Origin of the sequence: Pleurocapsa sp. PCC 7319 (genome assembly GCF_000332195.1) — a bacterium.
Classification (GTDB): domain Bacteria; phylum Cyanobacteriota; class Cyanobacteriia; order Cyanobacteriales; family Xenococcaceae; genus Waterburya.
This window is the reverse complement of record NZ_KB235922.1, coordinates 5,087,427-5,105,634: the sequence shown is the minus strand read 5'-3', so window position 1 is coordinate 5,105,634 and position 18,208 is coordinate 5,087,427. Positions and strand designations below refer to the sequence as shown.

The 18,208-nt window shown below is 36.3% G+C and carries 18 protein-coding genes; 10 read left to right on the top strand and 8 right to left on the bottom strand.

Features of this window, described 5'->3' with window-relative positions; genetic code table 11:
• The first annotated feature begins 73 nt into the window (after nucleotides 1-73).
• The 3 genes from pyrR (at nucleotide 74) to PLEUR7319_RS0127295 (ending at nucleotide 2,280) form a co-directional block, all read left to right on the top strand.
• Nucleotides 74-610, top strand: a complete 537-nt coding sequence (gene pyrR / locus PLEUR7319_RS0127305; RefSeq protein WP_019508413.1) for a bifunctional pyr operon transcriptional regulator/uracil phosphoribosyltransferase PyrR — start codon at nucleotides 74-76, stop codon at nucleotides 608-610.
• Nucleotides 611-730: 120 nt separating this feature from the next.
• Nucleotides 731-1,459 carry a DNA repair protein RadC gene (gene radC / locus PLEUR7319_RS0127300; RefSeq protein ID WP_019508412.1) on the top strand — a complete coding sequence of 243 codons (729 nt, stop codon included), beginning with the start codon at nucleotides 731-733 and terminating at the stop codon, nucleotides 1,457-1,459.
• Nucleotides 1,460-1,587: 128 nt separating this feature from the next.
• Entirely contained in the window at nucleotides 1,588-2,280 is a 693-nt protein-coding gene (locus PLEUR7319_RS0127295) for a Bax inhibitor-1 family protein (protein ID WP_019508411.1), read from the top strand.
• Between the two features lie 345 nt (nucleotides 2,281-2,625).
• Here the strand turns inward: PLEUR7319_RS0127295 and PLEUR7319_RS0127290 are convergent, their stop codons facing one another.
• From PLEUR7319_RS0127290 to PLEUR7319_RS38600, 5 genes are all read right to left on the bottom strand, one after another.
• On the bottom strand, nucleotides 2,626-2,883 hold the full coding sequence (locus PLEUR7319_RS0127290; RefSeq protein WP_019508410.1) for a Txe/YoeB family addiction module toxin: 258 nt from the start codon (nucleotides 2,881-2,883) through the stop codon (nucleotides 2,626-2,628).
• Nucleotides 2,883-3,131, bottom strand: a complete 249-nt coding sequence (locus PLEUR7319_RS0127285) for a type II toxin-antitoxin system Phd/YefM family antitoxin (RefSeq protein WP_019508409.1) — start codon at nucleotides 3,129-3,131, stop codon at nucleotides 2,883-2,885. Before PLEUR7319_RS0127285 ends, PLEUR7319_RS0127290 begins: the two co-directional genes overlap by 1 nt.
• Before the next feature lie 130 nt (nucleotides 3,132-3,261).
• Entirely contained in the window at nucleotides 3,262-4,485 is a 1,224-nt protein-coding gene (gene chlP / locus PLEUR7319_RS0127280) for a geranylgeranyl reductase (RefSeq protein ID WP_026102819.1), read from the bottom strand.
• Nucleotides 4,486-4,812: 327 nt separating this feature from the next.
• Entirely contained in the window at nucleotides 4,813-5,970 is a 1,158-nt protein-coding gene (locus PLEUR7319_RS0127275; RefSeq protein WP_019508407.1) for a ferrochelatase, read from the bottom strand.
• Nucleotides 5,971-6,202: 232 nt separating this feature from the next.
• Nucleotides 6,203-6,856 (bottom strand): hypothetical protein, encoded by a 654-nt coding sequence (locus PLEUR7319_RS38600; RefSeq protein WP_019508406.1) that lies wholly within the window; start codon nucleotides 6,854-6,856, stop codon nucleotides 6,203-6,205.
• Nucleotides 6,857-7,181: 325 nt separating this feature from the next.
• Between PLEUR7319_RS38600 and PLEUR7319_RS41715 the strand changes: the two genes are divergently transcribed.
• The 4 genes from PLEUR7319_RS41715 to PLEUR7319_RS0127250 all read left to right on the top strand — a co-directional run bounded on the left by PLEUR7319_RS41715 (nucleotide 7,182) and on the right by PLEUR7319_RS0127250 (nucleotide 11,781).
• Complete coding sequence (locus PLEUR7319_RS41715) at nucleotides 7,182-7,334, top strand: hypothetical protein (RefSeq protein ID WP_192816076.1); 153 nt, start codon at nucleotides 7,182-7,184, stop codon at nucleotides 7,332-7,334.
• A gap of 328 nt (nucleotides 7,335-7,662) precedes the next feature.
• Complete coding sequence (locus PLEUR7319_RS0127260) at nucleotides 7,663-8,022, top strand: ferredoxin (protein WP_019508404.1); 360 nt, start codon at nucleotides 7,663-7,665, stop codon at nucleotides 8,020-8,022.
• A 420-nt stretch (nucleotides 8,023-8,442) separates the two neighbouring features.
• Nucleotides 8,443-10,506 (top strand): serine/threonine phosphatase, encoded by a 2,064-nt coding sequence (locus PLEUR7319_RS0127255; RefSeq protein WP_019508403.1) that lies wholly within the window; start codon nucleotides 8,443-8,445, stop codon nucleotides 10,504-10,506.
• Between the two features lie 42 nt (nucleotides 10,507-10,548).
• Nucleotides 10,549-11,781 carry an FHA domain-containing serine/threonine-protein kinase gene (locus tag PLEUR7319_RS0127250; protein ID WP_019508402.1) on the top strand — a complete coding sequence of 411 codons (1,233 nt, stop codon included), beginning with the start codon at nucleotides 10,549-10,551 and terminating at the stop codon, nucleotides 11,779-11,781.
• A gap of 119 nt (nucleotides 11,782-11,900) precedes the next feature.
• Here the strand turns inward: PLEUR7319_RS0127250 and PLEUR7319_RS0127245 are convergent, their stop codons facing one another.
• Complete coding sequence (locus PLEUR7319_RS0127245; protein WP_026102817.1) at nucleotides 11,901-12,119, bottom strand: DUF4327 family protein; 219 nt, start codon at nucleotides 12,117-12,119, stop codon at nucleotides 11,901-11,903.
• Nucleotides 12,120-12,331: 212 nt separating this feature from the next.
• Between PLEUR7319_RS0127245 and PLEUR7319_RS0127240 the strand changes: the two genes are divergently transcribed.
• On the top strand, nucleotides 12,332-13,999 hold the full coding sequence (locus tag PLEUR7319_RS0127240) for a S8 family serine peptidase (protein ID WP_019508400.1): 1,668 nt from the start codon (nucleotides 12,332-12,334) through the stop codon (nucleotides 13,997-13,999).
• 90 nt (nucleotides 14,000-14,089) lie between these two features.
• On the opposite strand, the gene rplI is transcribed toward PLEUR7319_RS0127240, so the two are convergent.
• Nucleotides 14,090-14,548 carry a 50S ribosomal protein L9 gene (gene rplI, locus PLEUR7319_RS0127235; RefSeq protein WP_019508399.1) on the bottom strand — a complete coding sequence of 153 codons (459 nt, stop codon included), beginning with the start codon at nucleotides 14,546-14,548 and terminating at the stop codon, nucleotides 14,090-14,092.
• Between the two features lie 183 nt (nucleotides 14,549-14,731).
• Between rplI and PLEUR7319_RS0127230 the strand changes: the two genes are divergently transcribed.
• Nucleotides 14,732-15,121, top strand: coding sequence for a tautomerase family protein (locus PLEUR7319_RS0127230; RefSeq protein ID WP_019508398.1), 390 nt, complete (start codon nucleotides 14,732-14,734; stop codon nucleotides 15,119-15,121).
• Between the two features lie 9 nt (nucleotides 15,122-15,130).
• On the opposite strand, the gene gloB is transcribed toward PLEUR7319_RS0127230, so the two are convergent.
• Nucleotides 15,131-15,904: a hydroxyacylglutathione hydrolase gene (gene gloB, locus PLEUR7319_RS0127225; RefSeq protein WP_019508397.1), complete on the bottom strand. Its 774-nt coding sequence runs from the start codon at nucleotides 15,902-15,904 to the stop codon at nucleotides 15,131-15,133.
• 229 nt (nucleotides 15,905-16,133) lie between these two features.
• On the opposite strand from gloB, the gene PLEUR7319_RS0127220 reads away from it, so the two are divergent.
• On the top strand, nucleotides 16,134-18,194 hold the full coding sequence (locus PLEUR7319_RS0127220; RefSeq protein WP_019508396.1) for an ABC transporter ATP-binding protein: 2,061 nt from the start codon (nucleotides 16,134-16,136) through the stop codon (nucleotides 18,192-18,194).
• Nucleotides 18,195-18,208 lie beyond the last annotated feature (14 nt).

Genomic DNA, 18,208 nt, shown 5'->3' with positions numbered 1-18,208 from the left:
CAACTTGCCAACAAATGAGCTATATAATTAACCCATAAATACAATAGCAAGTGTTCATTGCTCAGGGTAATAAATGCCAGCCAAAGTAGTAACTATTCTCTCGGCTGAAGAAATTCGCCGTACCATCAATCGTATGGCTTCCCAGATTGTTGAAAAATCAGGAAATTTATCTGAGACGATTTTATTAGGGATTCATACCAAAGGTGTCCCACTAGCTCATTTATTGGCTAGACAGATTGAAATATTAGAAGATATTTCAATTGCTGTAGGGGCGATCGATGTTACTTTTTATCGAGATGATCTAGATAAAATTCGTACGCGGATTCCTGCCAAAGCGAAAATCCCTGTAGATTTGACAGGTAAAACTGTTGTGTTGGTAGATGATGTTATTTATAAAGGTCGCACCATCCGTGCTGCGCTCAATGCCATTACTGAATATGGCAGACCTCAAATTATTAGATTAGCAGTCATGGTAGATCGAGGACATCGTGAGCTGCCTATCCAGCCCGATTTTGTAGGCAAGAAATTACCCACAGCCTCAGATGAAAAGGTCAAGGTCTATCTTAATGTTCTTGATGGTCGAGATGCAGTGGAATTAATTAAAGAGTGAACTAACCTTCAGTGAAGGGTGGGAACCCTCAGCCTATTCAGTTAGATTAGCAATCCTACAATCACCATACTTTAAGTTATATTTGTAATACAAACTGGCTTTTATTTGAAAGTTTTTATTATGACTTATAGTCTGAGAATTGCTGACCTCCCTGTTAGCGAACGTCCTCGCGAAAGGTTAATGGTTACGGGGGCAAAGAATCTTTCAGAAGCAGAACTGATTGCAATTTTAATCAGTACAGGGCAGACGAGAGGAAAATTATCAGCTATTGGATTAGCCCAATGCATACTACAAGAATTGAGTAAATATAAGCGATCGCCATTAGATGTCTTGAGGGATATTCACCCCTGTGAATTGATGAAAATTCCAGGAATTGGACCAGCAAAAGCTGCGACCATAATTGCAGCAGTGGAATTAGGCAAACGTACTTTTCAATTTCGCCCCAATGAACGAGTTGTCGTGGATAGTCCTGCTGCTGGTGCTGCGGTCTTAAGTAACGACTTGATGTGGCAAAATCAAGAACATTTTGCAGTGCTTATGTTAGACGTTAAAAATCGTTTAATAGCCACTAAAATTCTTACTATAGGTACAACAACAGAAACCTTAATTCATCCTCGTGAAATTTTTCGGGAAACGGTGCGTCAGGGGGCAACTAAATTGATAATTGCTCATAATCATCCATCTGGTAATTTAGAACCTTCTCCAGAGGATATTTATTTAACTGAGCAATTATTACAGGGTTCGCAATTTTTAGATATTCCTTTATTAGATCATCTGATATTAGGCAATGGCGATCATCAAAGCATCAGACAAGGGACAGATTTATGGGATCGTTTTCCTCAAGAATAGTTATTAATTATTAATCAATAAATCGCTAAATATGAGTACATTTCATATTCATTTCTATTAGTTAGAATATAAATAGTTTTTGCCAAAAATTTTCGACTTAAAAATTAAAATTTATTGAAATTAAACTTATGGTTAGTGTTGCTCAAGCGCGTCCTAGCGATCGCGCTAAATTTATTAGACAAACTTATACTCATTTAGCAGGTGCAGTCGGTGCATTTATCTTAGTTGAGTTTATTTTATTTCAAACCGGAATCGCCGAAATTCTCTTTAACTTCGTTGCTGGTAGTCGCTTTGCTTGGTTTGCCATTCTTGGTGGTTTTTCCTTATTAGGTTGGATGTCCAGAGGATTAGTCGCCAAAGCTGATTCAGTTGAAACTCAGTATGCAGGATTAGGACTGTATGTCGTCGGCGAAGCACTAATTTTTGCACCATTGCTTTATATTGCCACTTATTATGCTGGCGATGCTAATGTAATTCCCACTGCTACTATTCTGACCTTGCTACTATTTGGTGGTTTAACAACTGTGGCATTTACCACCCGCAAAGATTTTTCGTTCTTGGGTAGCATCCTCAGAATCGGCAGTTTTATTGCACTCGGTTTAATTGTCTGTAGTATCTTGTTTGGCTTTTCTTTAGGACTGCTTTTTTCTGTGGTGATGGTAGTTTTTGCCTCCGCAGCAATTCTCTACAGTACATCTAATATTATTCACCGATATGCACCTCACCAATATGTAGCAGCTTCTTTAGAGTTATTTGCTTCCGTTGCGTTGTTATTCTATTACATTGTCAGAATTCTTTTGAGGATGTCTTCTCGAAATTAAAGCTGTATAAATTGCTTAAACTTGGACGGGTATTTGATACTCGTCTTTTTTTGTTTTTGTAATTAGTTAGCTATGACTCGATTAACTGACAAAACTGGGGAAACGTTAAAGAGTACTTATAAAAACTTGCGTTCATAGATGTAACTTTGAAGTTAATTTTCTAATCCGCAAATTCCTGTATTAACCTCAGTTCGGGTTAAGGCAATTTAAGAGTGAAGTCAACTCTAAACCTCTAAGCCAGAGCTATAGCAATACGAACTTTGATTAGGACACTCATTACTCGTTACTCATTACTTACGAGCAATCAAATAAGCTTGTCCTAACGTAACTTTGTACGGCTATATGTCACTCGTAATGACTCCACATCCTGAGAACTCTAACAATTCTTTCTTGTTCTAGTATTTCATATACCAGTCGATGCTGAATATTAATGCGGCAGGAATAAAATCGCGCTAAATTTCCCACTAATTTTTCGTAGGGTGGTTGGTCAGGATTATTCTGTAAAATCTCTAGCAATGCTTGTGCTTGGGGTTTCAATCCACTAGACGCTATCTTTTTGGCATCTTTCTTTGCTTGTTTGGACAATATAACTTGCCACTTCATTACCAATCAAGTTCCTCTAACGGTGTTCCTTCCGATAAAGGCTCTGCTGCTGCTGCTTTAATCGATTCCAACATTCCTGGAATGCTATTAAGATAAATAGTCTCGGCGATCGCTTCCCAATCTTCTCTGGATACCAATACTGCATCGTTACGCTTTCCTTTAATTGTAATCGGTTGATGGCTTTCGGCTATTTCATCAATTAAACGATATAAATTATCTCTCGCTTCCCTAACAGTAAATGGTTTCATTAAGATCAATTCTTTTGCGTACCGTATATCGTACCATTTTAGCAAGGTTAAGCTACTTTAGTAAAAAAAAGCACCAGAATAAAAATCTGATGCTTTCTAAATTAATTAGTAATCAGTAATCAGTAATTACTTAAGGTGCCAGAGCATTACCTCTAATCAAACTGCCAATAGTTTTAGCAGTAATTTTCATTTGAACTAAAGGATTAGCAGGAACTACAGTTTTGTAGAGATAGCTATCAAAAGTCATTTTTTGTACGTCGATGTCGGCGCACATTTCCACAAATGCTTCGCGAGTAGCATCACTACGGTAGAAGACTCGTTGTAAAATATCGAGTACTAGATAAGTTGCACCGTATTCCTTGTTCCAAAGTTTGAGGAAGTCTTTAAGGTCTTTTTCTGTGGGGACTTTTTGTCCATTTTGAGAACGTTCAACAATTAACTCCGCACACATACGACCAGATTTAGCTGCAAAATAGATACCTTCACCAGAGGACTTGGTTACAGTTCCGAGAGCATCACCAACTAGAGCCACTCTGCCACGAATTGGTCGAGGACGGGGGTGTTCGGGGATGGGATGTGCTTCGACTTTGATGATTTCGCCACCTTCTAGTCTCTTAGCAGCACGCTTACGGATACCAGCCTGTAATTTTTTGATATCGGCTTGGTTAACTTTCATAGTTCCCGTACCAACCGCTACGTGATCGTATTTAGGGAACACCCAAGCATAAAAATCCGTGGAAACGTCATCACCGACATACATTTCCGCTAAATCTTCGTAATATGCCATTTTGTCTTCTGGCAAACGGATTCTTTCTTGGAAAGCGATCGCGTAATTGTAATCACCAGCATCGATAGCTTTGGCAATTCTAGAGTTAGCACCATCAGCACCAATCACAAGATCTACCTTCAGGGTTTTCATTTCCCCTTTGACAGCTCCATTAGAATGGTCGGCATAGTGAAGGGTATAAGGATCGCGATCATTATCGGGAATATCAAGCTGATATACAGTACCGTTGATCAAGTTAGCACCTAGCTCAGCAGCACGATTACGTAGAAAGCCATCTAAGACTTCTCGACGACACATACCAATATATTCACCATTTTTAAGTGTCTCGCCAATATTCACCTCTATATTAGATGGCGAAATCATCTTCATTTTTCTGACTTGACGATCAATGATTTTTTGAGGCAGGTCAAATTCATCTACCATGCAAAGGGGAATTGCACCACCACAAGGTTTAGCGTTATCTAGTTTGCGCTCAAATAAATAAGTTTCAATACCTGCTTTGGCTAAAACTTCTGCGGCTGATGAACCTGCTGGTCCAGAACCTACAACAGCTACTCTTAATCCCAAAGTTTTTCTCCTACTGACTATATTAAATACCTTTTTTTGAAGCTGAGGACAAAAGTGACTCATCTAGGAGGTTCACCTTCATGATGCCCACCTGGAAAGGATAGTATCATGTTGCCTTGTCTTATTTTTAAGCGATCGCCTTATTGAGCTAAAGTTGAAATACTGCTTAACAACTCCATTAACAAAAGTTAATTTTCTCGGAGTGTTTACACCATTCTCATAATCCTCATGAGCTTTTTAATCAACATAGAATTAGCGGTAATATAAATCCACCGCTAATTGATTACTCTTTATAATTGCGCTTTTGAAAAGTAAATTAAAGCAAATTTAATGATGGTGATGATGAGAATGGCTATGGGCAGCTTGAGTTTTAGCTAGTTGAGGATTAACCGCTACACCAGATTCCTCTAACAGAGCCTCAATTTGTGGATGTGCCCATTCTGCAACCATGTGCATAAATTCAGGGCGATCATTCACACAGGGCATCCGAATAAAAGTTACTTCAGAATTCTTGTGTTGTAGATGATGAATAATGTGATCGACATCCAGTAAAGTTTCATGATTTTCGGTAGCAAAGCCAATGGGCATCATAATTACCGATGTAGCACCTAAATCAATTAAGTTTTGGGCTGCCAATTTCACATTGGGCTGTGTCCATTCAATCAGAGGAGTATCATGATTTAGCCAACCAACAGAAATTAGGGGATATTTATCAATCAACTCTTCTCTGACCAACTCGTATAAAGCCTGACTTTCATCTATTCCCGAAGTAAATCCTTTGGCTTTATGAGGACAACCATGATTCATTAAGATGATGCCGATTTGAGAGGCTAAATGTCCTTGAGCTAATTCCGCTTCGATTTTTTCTTCTACCATTTGAGCCAGTAATTTAATATAGTCTGGCTTATTAAAGAAAGAAGGAATATAACGGGTACTCTTTAACCAGTGGGAATCTCCTTCTGCTTGTTTAGCTAAAGCTTTATTAACTTGTTCGACAGCAATTCCACTAGTAAAGATAGAATCAACCACTAGCAAGGGATAGATCAGAATTTTGTCAAAACCTTGAGATTTTATCTCCTCTAATACTTGTTCAGGTAGATGGGGAGCGCAAAAGTTAAATGCCTTGAATACTTTAACCTTGTCTCCCCACGTTGCTTGTAACTCCTTCTCAATTCCTGCTCTTTGCTCTTCAAAGATAGAGTTATGGGGAGAAATGAAATTATTATGTTGATGACTCCATTCATGTAGATCAAAAATCGCTAATAATTTGGCGATCGCTGGATAAATCCAGGTGGGTACGGGAGCAAATTTAGCTGTCAAAAGATTTAAAGCTTGTTCATTGTAGTTGGCAAAATCTTCGTAGCTTTCTACTTCACCATAACCCATCAACAACACAGCAACCCGATTGTCTGGGGTATGTTCTGATTCGTGATGATGATGATGTTCATGAGCTGTAGATGGAGATTGATGTGAAATTGTAACCACTTGCCAGTTCCTTAATTAAGTTGAGTTAAGTAAAAAATCGAATTTAGATGAAGATGTCTGTTGCTTTTGAAGAGATAAACGAGAATTTTATGCTCTATCCAAGATTAAGCTAGCACTGACTTCTAAAAGATATCTACCCAAGATCCAAAAGTTCAGATTTAGCAGCAAAAATTAAAATTTATAATCTACAGACATATATCACATCTGTGATCTAGAATTTTGGAATTAATGCTTAAATATTTAAGCCGATTCCCAAAAGTAAACCAACATCAGTATCACTGTCGGCAAAACCAAGGTTGAGTCGAGCTGTACCTGTAATTTGATTAGTGATCAGCACATCTACTCCTCCTGTTACCAAGCCTCCAAGATCAAAATCACTAAACAGATCTTCAATCAAAACTCCACCACCAAGGAAAGGATATAAAACTTCATAAGACTTGATTTTAATAGGAACTCCATAGGTCAACGAAGCTAAAATAACGTTATCATCCCCAAATAAAAATCCACTATGGATGGCTAGATTAGAACTAAATGCATTCTTACCTAAGAGAGCAAAGGCACCATCACCTACGGCGGTAGCATCACCACCTAAACCGATATTACCTCCTAATCCATAATAGCTAATAGGTCTACTGGTTCTGGTTCTGGTTCTGGTTCTGGTTCTTCCTTGTCCAACAATTAATTCTTCTGATTTTTCATCAGTAATCCTGGCATCAGTAACTAATTGTGAACTTTGAGAGTAAGCAGGTCTCTTATAAGAGTTCTTTAGATTTTCTGGGGCAGAAACGTTTGTTTGTTTGCTCGATTTGACCGACTGAGCATGGAGAGATGTTGAACTAAACAATAAAATCGTTATCGAACACAAGAACAAAGAATATTTTTTCATGGTAAACACTTGATATTGTCTTTGACAAACTCTAGATAAATTGTCAACTTAATTTAAATGAGTTTGATGATCATACTAGTTATTGCTCAAATGTCTTAGCATTACCTTAATAAATAACTTGTTATTGTGATTATTCTTTACAGAAAATAAATATGACTATAATATTTTTTAAATTAAAATTACCGTATACTTATTTCAAGTTTTGCTATTAACAGTTAAGAAGAATCAGATTTTTTAAATTATTGAGTACTGTACCCTAAATCTTTTGCTAGAGTTTTATTTAGTTAGGAAAAATTACCTAGTAAATAGCGATGAGGTGAAGATTATGAGAAGCATGATTTGGCATCCAGAAGAAAAAGACTCGAAAGTAAATGAGTATTTGGAACAAGCAAACCACGCTCCCTATCCAGCCATTGCAGGATTTCTAGCAGTAGGGGTATGTGTTTTAACTATTGTATTCTTATTTGCAATGGTTTAGAAAATTACAGTTTTCTAAATTTCAAGTAAACATTATTTATTTTATTTCGGGATTAAACAGTCAAAAAAGTAATATGATCCCGATCTAGGATTCAATTATGATCGAGCTGAGTTAAGTGAAAGGGAACGAAAAAGCTTTTTTTTCGTTCTTATAGCTTAGCTATTTTTAGTTTTGTTGCTCAAAAAACTATTGATTCGAAATCTTAATAAACTAGATAGTAAAAAAGTATTGTAAATTTAATTTCACAATAATTCTTATACTAGTCAATATTTATTAGCTAGAGTAGCCGCACTTTAGTAAGGGCTTGGCTTACTTTGATTATTCAGTTATGGAACCAGAATGGCGATTAAGATCGCAAAACATAGATAGATTACCCAAAAATACTCCTGATTCTAAACTGCAAAAACTTTTAGTTTGCCTTGGACGTAGTTGTCGTAAATATAATTCAGAGCAAGTATTTAATAACTTTAAACGAAATGTACCTCCTAACACCGAGCTAATTTCCATAGGTTGTTTAGGACAATGCGGTAATGGACCAATGGTGTTAGTAGAAGTAAAATCAAAGCCAATATGGTATTCAGAAGTTCATCCGGATGAGGTTGCCACAATAGTTAAGCAACATCTTATTGGTAAATCTCCTGTTAAAAAGATGCTATATCCTAAATTTCACCCTCAAAAATATCAATAACCTAAAATAAAAGATAATTAATTAGGTTCTGGTAATCAGGAGAAAAGTAGTTGTAATTGTTTGAATATAGAGAAGTCAGTCTTACAGTAATGAGCCAAAACTGCTCCCCAAATATTTTGTCTCTCATTAACACTACATCGTGGAGCAAAGTCAGTTTGAAGAGGGGATTGCCAAAAAAAGACTATGAGCTAAGATTGCGAATATAATCGCTTTGTTTTTCTCAGTTAGTTAGTCGTGTCAATTAATTTAAATATTATTTATCATTCATTTCTAGCATCAGATTCAAATAATTACTTTAACAGCAGGTTTGTGATGTGGAGTAAGGGTTATCATCTGCCTAGTAATAGTACCTCTATATTAATTAGCTAAAGAACATCGAAACCATGTAGGCAAAAAATTATATTTCAAGGAAGACGCAGTATGCTTATTTGTCCACAGTGTGGGTTTGAAAACTCCCAAGCCAATAAATTCTGCCAAAGTTGTGGTTTTTCATTAAACGACAAAATCTGTTGTCAATGTACAGCTACTATTCCTGTCGAATCAGAAACTTGTAGCTTTTGTGGGGCTGAAAATAATACTGTACTTTGGGCAATAATTGCACCAAAAAATATAGCTGAAGTTAAGGGTAAAGCAAAATTAGCTCCAACCACAATCAAGAAAAATAATAGCAATATTCAATCAGAGACTGAAGATTTATCTGACTTGTTTGCTGAAATTAAGGATGAAGCCAAAACTTGGTCACAAGTTAATGACAAACATCATAATACGTTGAATCGTTATGTAATTGCTCATCAGCCAAGTTCAGAAAAATTGCTGAATGATCCTCGGCAAACTTTGGATACTACTTTGATTCAGGGCCAAGTAATCGATCAATATCCTTTGCAAGAATCTTATTTGGCAGCCTTACAAAAACAGCAACTAGGATTGTTTACCAAATTAAGTCAAAATTTGAATAATTCCTATTTGTCTATGAGCCAATATTGGAATTTGGTTGGAATACCTATTCACGCTTTGCCCTATCTAATTTTGGAAAAATATACGCCTACAGTTCCTCAAATTTACGATGCTTGGCAACAGCAAGAGCAAGGAGTTGTTATATTGCCTGATCGTTCTCAATGGAAATTACTGACAGAGCTATGGTCAGAGCCAAAATTACCACTGCTCCAAATTATTTGGTTTCTCGATGAAATGGCCAAGCTTTGGGAACCTTTGCAGCTAATTGGCTGTGCCCAGAGTTTACTCGTCAATTCTAATTTACGCATTGATGAAGACCAGTCTTTTTGCTTTCAACAACTGTATATGGATTCTACAGATCAGCCACCTAGCCTGAAAGATTTAGCTAAAACGTGGCAACTTTGTTTTACCGAATCAAATTTGAATAACCTCAATCATCTGAATTTACTACTTGATCGAGTTATATCTGGAGAAATTAACGAAATTGAGCAGTTACGGCTAGAACTTCATAATCTTGGTCTCGGAGAAGACGAGATTGAATCTTTTGATATTCATACAAATTATTCTGAAGTGAACATTTCCCAACCTGAACCTAAACAAACTAAACCTGACAATTCCCTCGAAACATCTGAACCAGATAATTTCTTTGACGAAAATGACGACAATATGATGTATGGCAGTGAATTTGAAGAAGAGGCTACAGCCATGATCCCAATGCAGTTAAAAAGTATCACTGATGCTAGCTGCACGGCTATTGGTTCACAACGAGATCATAATGAAGACTTTTTTGGAGTTCAAACCAGAGTTGAAAAGGTTGAAAATAACATCGAAAATAATCTCAGGATTCGTGGTTTGTATTTAGTTTGTGATGGCATGGGAGGACATGCAGCCGGAGAAGTTGCTAGTGCCATGGCAGTAGATAACTTACAGAAATATTTTCAAACTCATTGGCAAAATGAATTACCAACTAAGAAAACTATTGAACAAGGAGTATTGTTAGCTAATGAAGCTTTATATCAGACTAATCTTGATAACTCCCGCTCTGGTAGCGGTAGAATGGGAACAACTCTAGTAATGGCTTTGCTACAAGATACTAAGTTGGCGATCGCTCATGTAGGAGATAGCCGTATTTATCGTATTTCTCGTAAGCAAGGACTGGAAAAATTAACTCTAGATCATGAGGTTGGTCAAAGAGAAATTAATCGAGGAGTTGAACCAGATATAGCCTATGGTCGCCCCGATTCCTATCAATTAACCCAGGCATTGGGACCTAGAGAAAGCAACTATGTTAGACCTGATATTCAATTTTTGGAAATTACCGAAGATTGCTTATTATTACTTTGTTCTGATGGTCTTTCTGATAATGATTTGTTAGAAAAACATTGGAAAACTTATCTTGAACCTCTAATTAGTTCTAGTAGTGATATTCATGAAGGTACATTTAAATTGGTAGATTTTGCCAATCACTACAATGGGCACGATAACATAAGCGCCATTCTAGTTAGAATCAAGTTGAAACCCGATCTCTAAAGACCATAGTTATTTTATAATTTAATCGATATTTGTCCAAATATGGTCATTTTTACGCTATTAGAACCACAGACAAATCAACCTGTACAACAGTGGGAATTTTCTGACCAATCAGTGATTCGTCTTGGTCGCGCTCAAAATAATGATATTGTTTTACATGGATATTTCCAAGTCTCTCGTCAGCATCTAGAAATTACTTTAATCGATCCTAAAAAGGAGCAGTGGCAGTTAATTAGCAGAGGTACGAATGGCACTCTTATAAATAATGATTTTGTCACTGAAGCTATCTTAAAGCATGACGATTTAATTCGCCTAGCTGAAAATGGTCCTGTATTCAAGTTCGAATTAGAATCTCATTTAGGCAAAAAAACAGTAGAAGTTGAGAAAACAAATATTTTAGAACCTGCTGCTGTTTGCGATCATGCAGATAACCCAGATGATAGTATTTTTTGTCGGCATTGCGGTCAGCCTATTGTCGAAGAAGAGCATTATGTAGGCTCCTATCAAGTTTTGCGAACTTTGGGTCGTGGAGGAATGGGAACTACTTATCTAGCTTGGGATCGCAATCGTACCGCACAAAATGCTCCTTTACTTTTAGTCCTCAAAGAGATGAATACAGATATGGCTCGCATCGCTAAAGCCAGAGAGCTATTTGAAAGAGAAGCGAGGGTTTTGAAATCTTTAGAACACCCAGGTATTCCTAAATACTATGATTTTTTTGTGGAAAACAACCACAAGTACTTAGTTATGGAGCTAATCCATGGTCATAATTTAGAGCAATTTGTTAATCAAAGAGGTCCTACAGACCCAGAAAGGACAATGCGCTGGATGATTCAAATTTGTGACATTTTAGAATATCTGCATAATCTCGATGCACCTTTAGTCCATCGAGATATTAAACCAGCTAATTTAATGTTACGCAATTTAGATAGCCGTTTAATGCTGCTTGATTTTGGAGCGGTGAAAGAACTGGGGACTGCTTTAGAAACCCGTATTGGCGTAGAAGGTTATAGTGCTCCAGAACAATATCGGGGAAAACCTTGTCCTCAATCTGATATTTACGGAGTTGGTACCACAACCATTTTTCTTTTAACCGGTAAAGCTCCTATGCAATATTATCGTTATCAGAGTAATAAATTTGAATTTGACATTAGTAGCATTCCTAATTTGCCCCAAAGTCTTGCCCAAGTTTTAGCTATAGCTTGTCAACCTGAACCAAGAGACCGTTACCAAACAGCAAAAGAACTATCAGATGCTTTATCAGCTTGTCTTTAAACTCTAATTTAAACCTTGAAAGAAAAGAGTATAGATAAGACGCAAGCAATCAAATAAGCAACTACAAAAATATATTAAGCAAATATATAGTACTCACGACTTATTACATCATTAGTTCTCTAGTCTTCGTCCCAATCTTCTACAGATAGTAATTCTTGGATTTGATCTTGGGGAGAAAAGTCGAAATCTAGCAGTTCGTTTTTCCAATATGACCAGTCATTACCCAGCAAAAGAGCAATCTTGCCAATGCGATCGTCAGGTTTGACAATCTTGGAATCTACCAAGGACATTACCTTGCGTTGCAATTTCATCATGGGATGCGCAACTTGCTTTGTCATACGCTCAATCTTACTTGTTATGCTATGTTGGTTGAATAGTTTAGGGTCTGGCTATCTGTTTGGCTGGTAATACTTTTTCTTTAGCCTGAAGTTAGCAGATTAACCTGACATACTTTTTATCCTACTTTACACTATATTGGCAAGTTTTTGCGACAATTAATACGGTAATTACGATAAAAAGTACGGAAATCCGATAATATCTCACAACTAATATGGGTAGAAAAATAATTTTACTAATTTCTAGTTTGGTTATTTCTGGCTTCATCACTCCTACTCTAGCTTTGGATAATTCCGTAGGGGAAAAAGGAGTCAATGCTAGTCGTTTACATAAAGCCCCTTTTAATTTGTTGGGTCGAAAAATTGGTATTGGTCAAGTAGAAGTGGGTCGCCCCGTAAAACTGGGCAAAGATAAAGCAGCAAATACTCTGAAGGCAATTTCTCCAAGAGCAGTTTTTTATCGTAATAACCCAGCTACTGCGGATAAAAATGTGGACGACCATGCCAGTATGGTTGCAGAAGTAATGATTGCTCAGGATAAACGTCTACAAGGAATTGCACCAGAAGCAAAATTATATGCTTCGGCTGTAGGTTCTTTGAACGAGGGAGGACAAGCTCAGGAATGTTTAGCAACTCAACATATTGCTCAACAAAACAGTGGAGATATTCGAGCAATTAATTTTAGCTTTGGAGAATCTTTGGAGCGAGACGAAAGAGACAATGCTCAGTTAGATGGTAAAGCTTTATTGACATCTTGCATTGATTGGTCAGCTCACCAGCATAATGTTTTATATGTGGTTGCAGGAAACCAGGGTAAAGGAGGGATACCTATACCCACGGATAATTTTAATGGAATTACCACAGCGTATACAACCGTTCGAAAAGGTGAATTTAATAAAGTTGACTTTGCTAATTTGAGTGCTTTACCAGTCGGAATTGGTAGTAGCTTTATTAAAAAAGAGATTAATTTGGGGATTCGAAGAGCTATTAGTTTACTTGCCCCTGGAGGACAAATCTCTGTTTACAATCAAAAAGGAAAAATTGAAAAAGTTAGTGGTACTAGTTTTGCTGCTCCACACATTACAGGAGCAGTAGCTTTATTGCAGGAATATGGCGATCGCGCTTTACGCAAGGCATTAAATGATCGCACTATAGGTAGAAATAAAGCTAATAGTCAAATAAGTAAACAATCCCAATCTTCAACTTGGAGTATTGATTCTCGTCGTCATGAAGTGATGAGAGCCGTCTTGCTGAACTCAGCAGATAAAATCGCCGACAGGGGTGATGGTTTATTGCTTAATATGGAACGTACAATTCTGGGCGAAAAAAATAACAATTGGTTTGATTCTGATGCATATCAAAATCCCCGTATTCCTTTAGATATTCAGATGGGAACAGGTCATCTCAATGTTTGGCGAGCATATCAACAGTTTAAAGCGGGACAAGCTATTACCGATAATACCGATAAGTCAAAATCCGTTAGCAGCATGGGCTGGGACTATGGCAAAGTAGCAGCCCATAATTATCAGGAATATTATTTAGAACAACCCCTGGCAGCAGGAAGTCACGCGGCAATAACGTTAACCTGGGATCGCCTAGTAGTACTGAATGATGTAAATCGCAATCAACAATATGATATTGAGGAGACTTTTAGTGATCGCGGTTTGAATAATCTTGATCTTTATCTGTTACCTATTGATGAAGATAGCAATATGAGAAATGTTTGTTCTTCCTCTAGCCCAGAAGATAGTGTAGAACATATTTTCTGTCCCATCCCCACTACAGGACGTTATAAAATTCGTGTTTATTATCGCCACCAGTTTAACAAGCCAATGCAGTCTTATGGTTTAGCCTGGTGGACAAAAGGAAAGGATGAATTATGAGGGATAAATTATAAAAAGTATAAGGAGTTTATAGATTCCTTACTTCCTCATCTTTAAAGTTTCAAGTCTCATCCCTCATCCCTCATCCCTTTAAAGTGGTATAACTTGGAAATCAACAGTAGCAGTGACTTCGGGGTGTAGTTTAACTTCTGCTTGATAGTCCCCTGTAGTGCTGACATCGGGAACCTCAATTCCGCGACGATCTACTTCAATACCTGCTTGTTCTTTGATCACATCAGCTATTTCTTGAGTAGTAACAGTTCCGAAGATAGCGTTTTCTTCTCCTACCTGTTTGCGGATCGTTAATTTACCAATAGTTTTGAAGGCAACTTTTTTGTTTTCTGCAGCTTGCCTTTCCGCGAGTTTTTGTTGTCTTTCTTTTTCTCTTCTTAATTCGACTTGTTTAATAATGCCTTTAGTAGCTAAACTAGCCAAACCTTGAGGAATTAAATAGTTACGGGCATAACCTGGAGCAACATCAACTAAATCACCATTATTGCCCAACTTGCTAACACTTTGATTTAATACTACTGATACACGCTTGACCATTTTTTTGTTAAATTCTCCTATATGGTTACATTATTGATGTGGCGGCTTGTGTCTGCACCTCAGAACTTCTTATTATATCAGCCTGATTAGCAGATTAGTAGTGGGATTTAATTTAAACAATTAACTAGTCAAAACTTCAGGTTTTTCGTTAGAGTTTTTGTAAATGACATTACATTAAGCTAAATGCCACAAGTCAAAATATACGGCTTACGGGAGAATCTAGAACCGAAGCGATTTGCTTTATCTTATGCGATTCATGCTGCACTAGTTGAAGCAATTGGAACCGCCGAAGAAAAAAGATTTCAAAGATTTATCATTTTAGAACCAGAACATTTCATTTTTCCGAACGATCGCAGCAATAACTATACAATTATCGAAATAATGATGTTTGAAGGACGTTCTGTTGAAGCCAAAAAAAATCTAATTCGCCTTTTGTATCGGAAAATAGCCGCAACTACTGATATTACCGATCAAGATTTAGAAATTACTATTTTTGAGACTCCAAAATCTAACTGGGGTCTCCAGGGCATAACAGGAGATGAATTGAAGCTTAACTATCAAGTTGATGTTTAAACCTCAATGCTAAAACTGATCTTTCATTCCTCGGATTCGACCAAATACTCGGGCAGGTTCTTTCATTTTGGCAGTAGCTTGGATAGCTGGACTATCCCAACGCAAGAAAGGATTGGTCTGCTTTTCAATTCCTAACAAAGAAGGTACCGTAGCTATACCTCGACTCCGAGCTATTTGAACTTCTTGATATCTATGTTGCAAATCTACATTCTGATAATCTACGGTAATGGCAAATTTTAAATTATTCAGAGTATATTCGTGGGCACACCACACGCGGGTGTTATCAGGAAGATTTCGTAGTTTAGTTATCGAGCTTACCATTTGAGCGGGAGTACCTTCAAATAATCTGCCACATCCTCCAGCAAAAATTGTATCACCACAAAATAATTCTCCTGCTTCTCCTGATATTGTCGGAGAAAAATAGTAAGCAATATGGGCGCGGGTATGTCCTGGAATAAAAAATACTTGACCTACTCGGTCAGCAAACTCAACCTGATCTCCTTCGTTTAAAAAGACTTGTTGATGAGGAATTCTGCCTCGATCTTCTGCACCACCATAAACACAAACTTCAGAAAAATGCTGGACTAATTTTTGATTGCCCCCAACATGATCAAAATGATGGTGAGTATTAAAAATAGCAACTAATTTGGCGTCAATTTCTGCTAAATAATCTAAAACTGGTTCAGCTACCGCAGGATCAACTACCGCAGCTACTTTTTGTTGAGGATCAGACAAAACAAATACATAGTTGTCTGACAGGACAGGTATACGCTTGATTTCCATAATTGGCTAAATCCTGAGGATTATACTCTCGACGTTTTAAATTACTGTATTCCATCATATTAAAGAAGATATCGCTATTTCACCCTGATATAGACCAAAGCACATACTCATATTCCAAAGACAGCAAAACAATTAATTTATTGATTTAATGATTAGTTTCTTAGAGAAAGTATCTACTCAATTTTAATCAAGGTTAATTCGCTTTTTTGATGATTCATAGGCAAAAAATATGTTTAAGACATCTACTAATAAGTTTTTATTTAACCTTGCTTTAGAAAATCCACTATATATATTTACCTCTTTAATTCTTAGCCTAAGTAGTGCGATCTTAAATGTATTCAGTACTACTTTGTTGATCCCTATTTTGGCTATTTGTTTAGGGAATAGCCAAAAATTAATAATATATAGTCAATCAGCTCTTATTCAATATTTTTTGGTGTTTTTTGAGCGCTTCAATGAACCACATCAACTAGTAAAAATAATAGCTATATTAATAACAGCAATTATTTTTAAAAACCTAATTAACTATATTAATGTTGTCCTTGGATTCAAACATATTAAGTATTTAATTGATCGTCTGAAATCACAAGGAATACTTTTACTCTGTAAGGTCAATGTTAATTATTATCTTGACAATAAGTTAGAAGAAATTTTATTTAAGCTTAATCGAGAAATAGATAGAACTATTTTGGCAATTAAAAGCATCCAAAATATATTTATTATTGCAATTACAATTTTTGCACTAAGTTTATTATTAGTGTCGATATCATGGCAGCTAACTTTAGTTGTTTTCGCTTTAAAAACAGTCACAACTTATATTATTTATTTTCTCGATAATCTTTTAAAAAAGACAAATATATTATTGGTTAAGCAAACTAAAAAATCTTCCCAAAAATTAATTGAATTATTATCAGGTATTCGTCTAATTAAAACTATTGGTAATGAAAAAGAAGAATATAAATCAATAAAATATCTGATTGACTCAAAAGAGCGAACAAAGTTAAATAGTCAAGTAATTACAGCAATTACTATGCCAATCAATGAGATTTCTGGGATGATCATCATCTTAGCATTGATTATTACTAGCGCTTACTTATATGAGCAACCAGTTCAAGAATTTGCTCCTACTCTTTTAATTTATTTGGCTGTCTTATTTCGTTTGTTACCTTTTATCAGTCAATTCAATAATGCACGTAGCCAAATTTATAATAATATTTATAGTGTAGAAGTTATTGCTGACTTTCTTGATGAAGCTAATAAGCCAATTTTTAAATCGGGCAATATTATTTTTAACAAATTACAATCAGACATTAAATTTAAAACAGTAACTTTTGCCTATCCTCATGATGCCAAAGTAGTTTTAGATAAAATCAATCTCTGCATACCTCAAGGTAAAATAACAGCTTTGATTGGGAATAGTGGCGCAGGTAAATCGACAATTATAGATATAATATTGAGATTTTATGACCCCATTGATGGTCAGATTTTAATTGATAACCAAGATTTAAAAGAATACGATCTTAAAAGCTGGCGCAAGGCAATTAGTGTTCTCGGTCAAGATGATTTTTTATTTAATAAGTCCGTTGCTTATAACGTTACTTATGGTTTGCAAAATGTTAGTGAATTAGATCTTATTACTGCTACAAAAAAAGCAAATGCCTATGAATTTATTAGTCAATTACCTCAAGGATTAGCCACAGAGATTGGCGATCGCGGCATAAGACTATCTCCAGGACAAAAAATCAGAATTGCGATCGCCAGAGCTTTTTTACGCGATCCCGACATTCTAATTTTGGATGAAGTAACTAATAGTTTAAATATGCCTGAAGCAAAGCTGGTCCAGGAAGCTATTCAGGAACTCTGTCATAATCGGACTACTCTAATTGTTACTAACCAACTCTCGACCATTAAAAATGTCTACCAAATTGTAATGTTATACCAAGGTAAAGTAATTGAGGTTGGCACTCATGAGGAACTTCTACAAAACGCTAATTTTTATAGTCGCTGGTATTCAATGCAGCTTAAAAATAGTCAGCAGTCTCGTCAACAAAAATTAGTCCAAAAAATTGCTAAAAAGCTAACAAATCAGAATAATAGTAGTCTTTCCGCTGAAATTCGCCAAAATATTAATTCTCTCTTGCACCATTTACACTTAGTTAATGAAGGTTTATTTCGAAATGACCAGGAAGAAGAGCAAATTTTGGATGAGACTTATCAATCTGCCAAAAATATGTTGGCTAATCTTAGGGAATATGAGCGTAAAATTTCGCAAGGATTTGATAATAATTAGGTCTACTTTTGCAA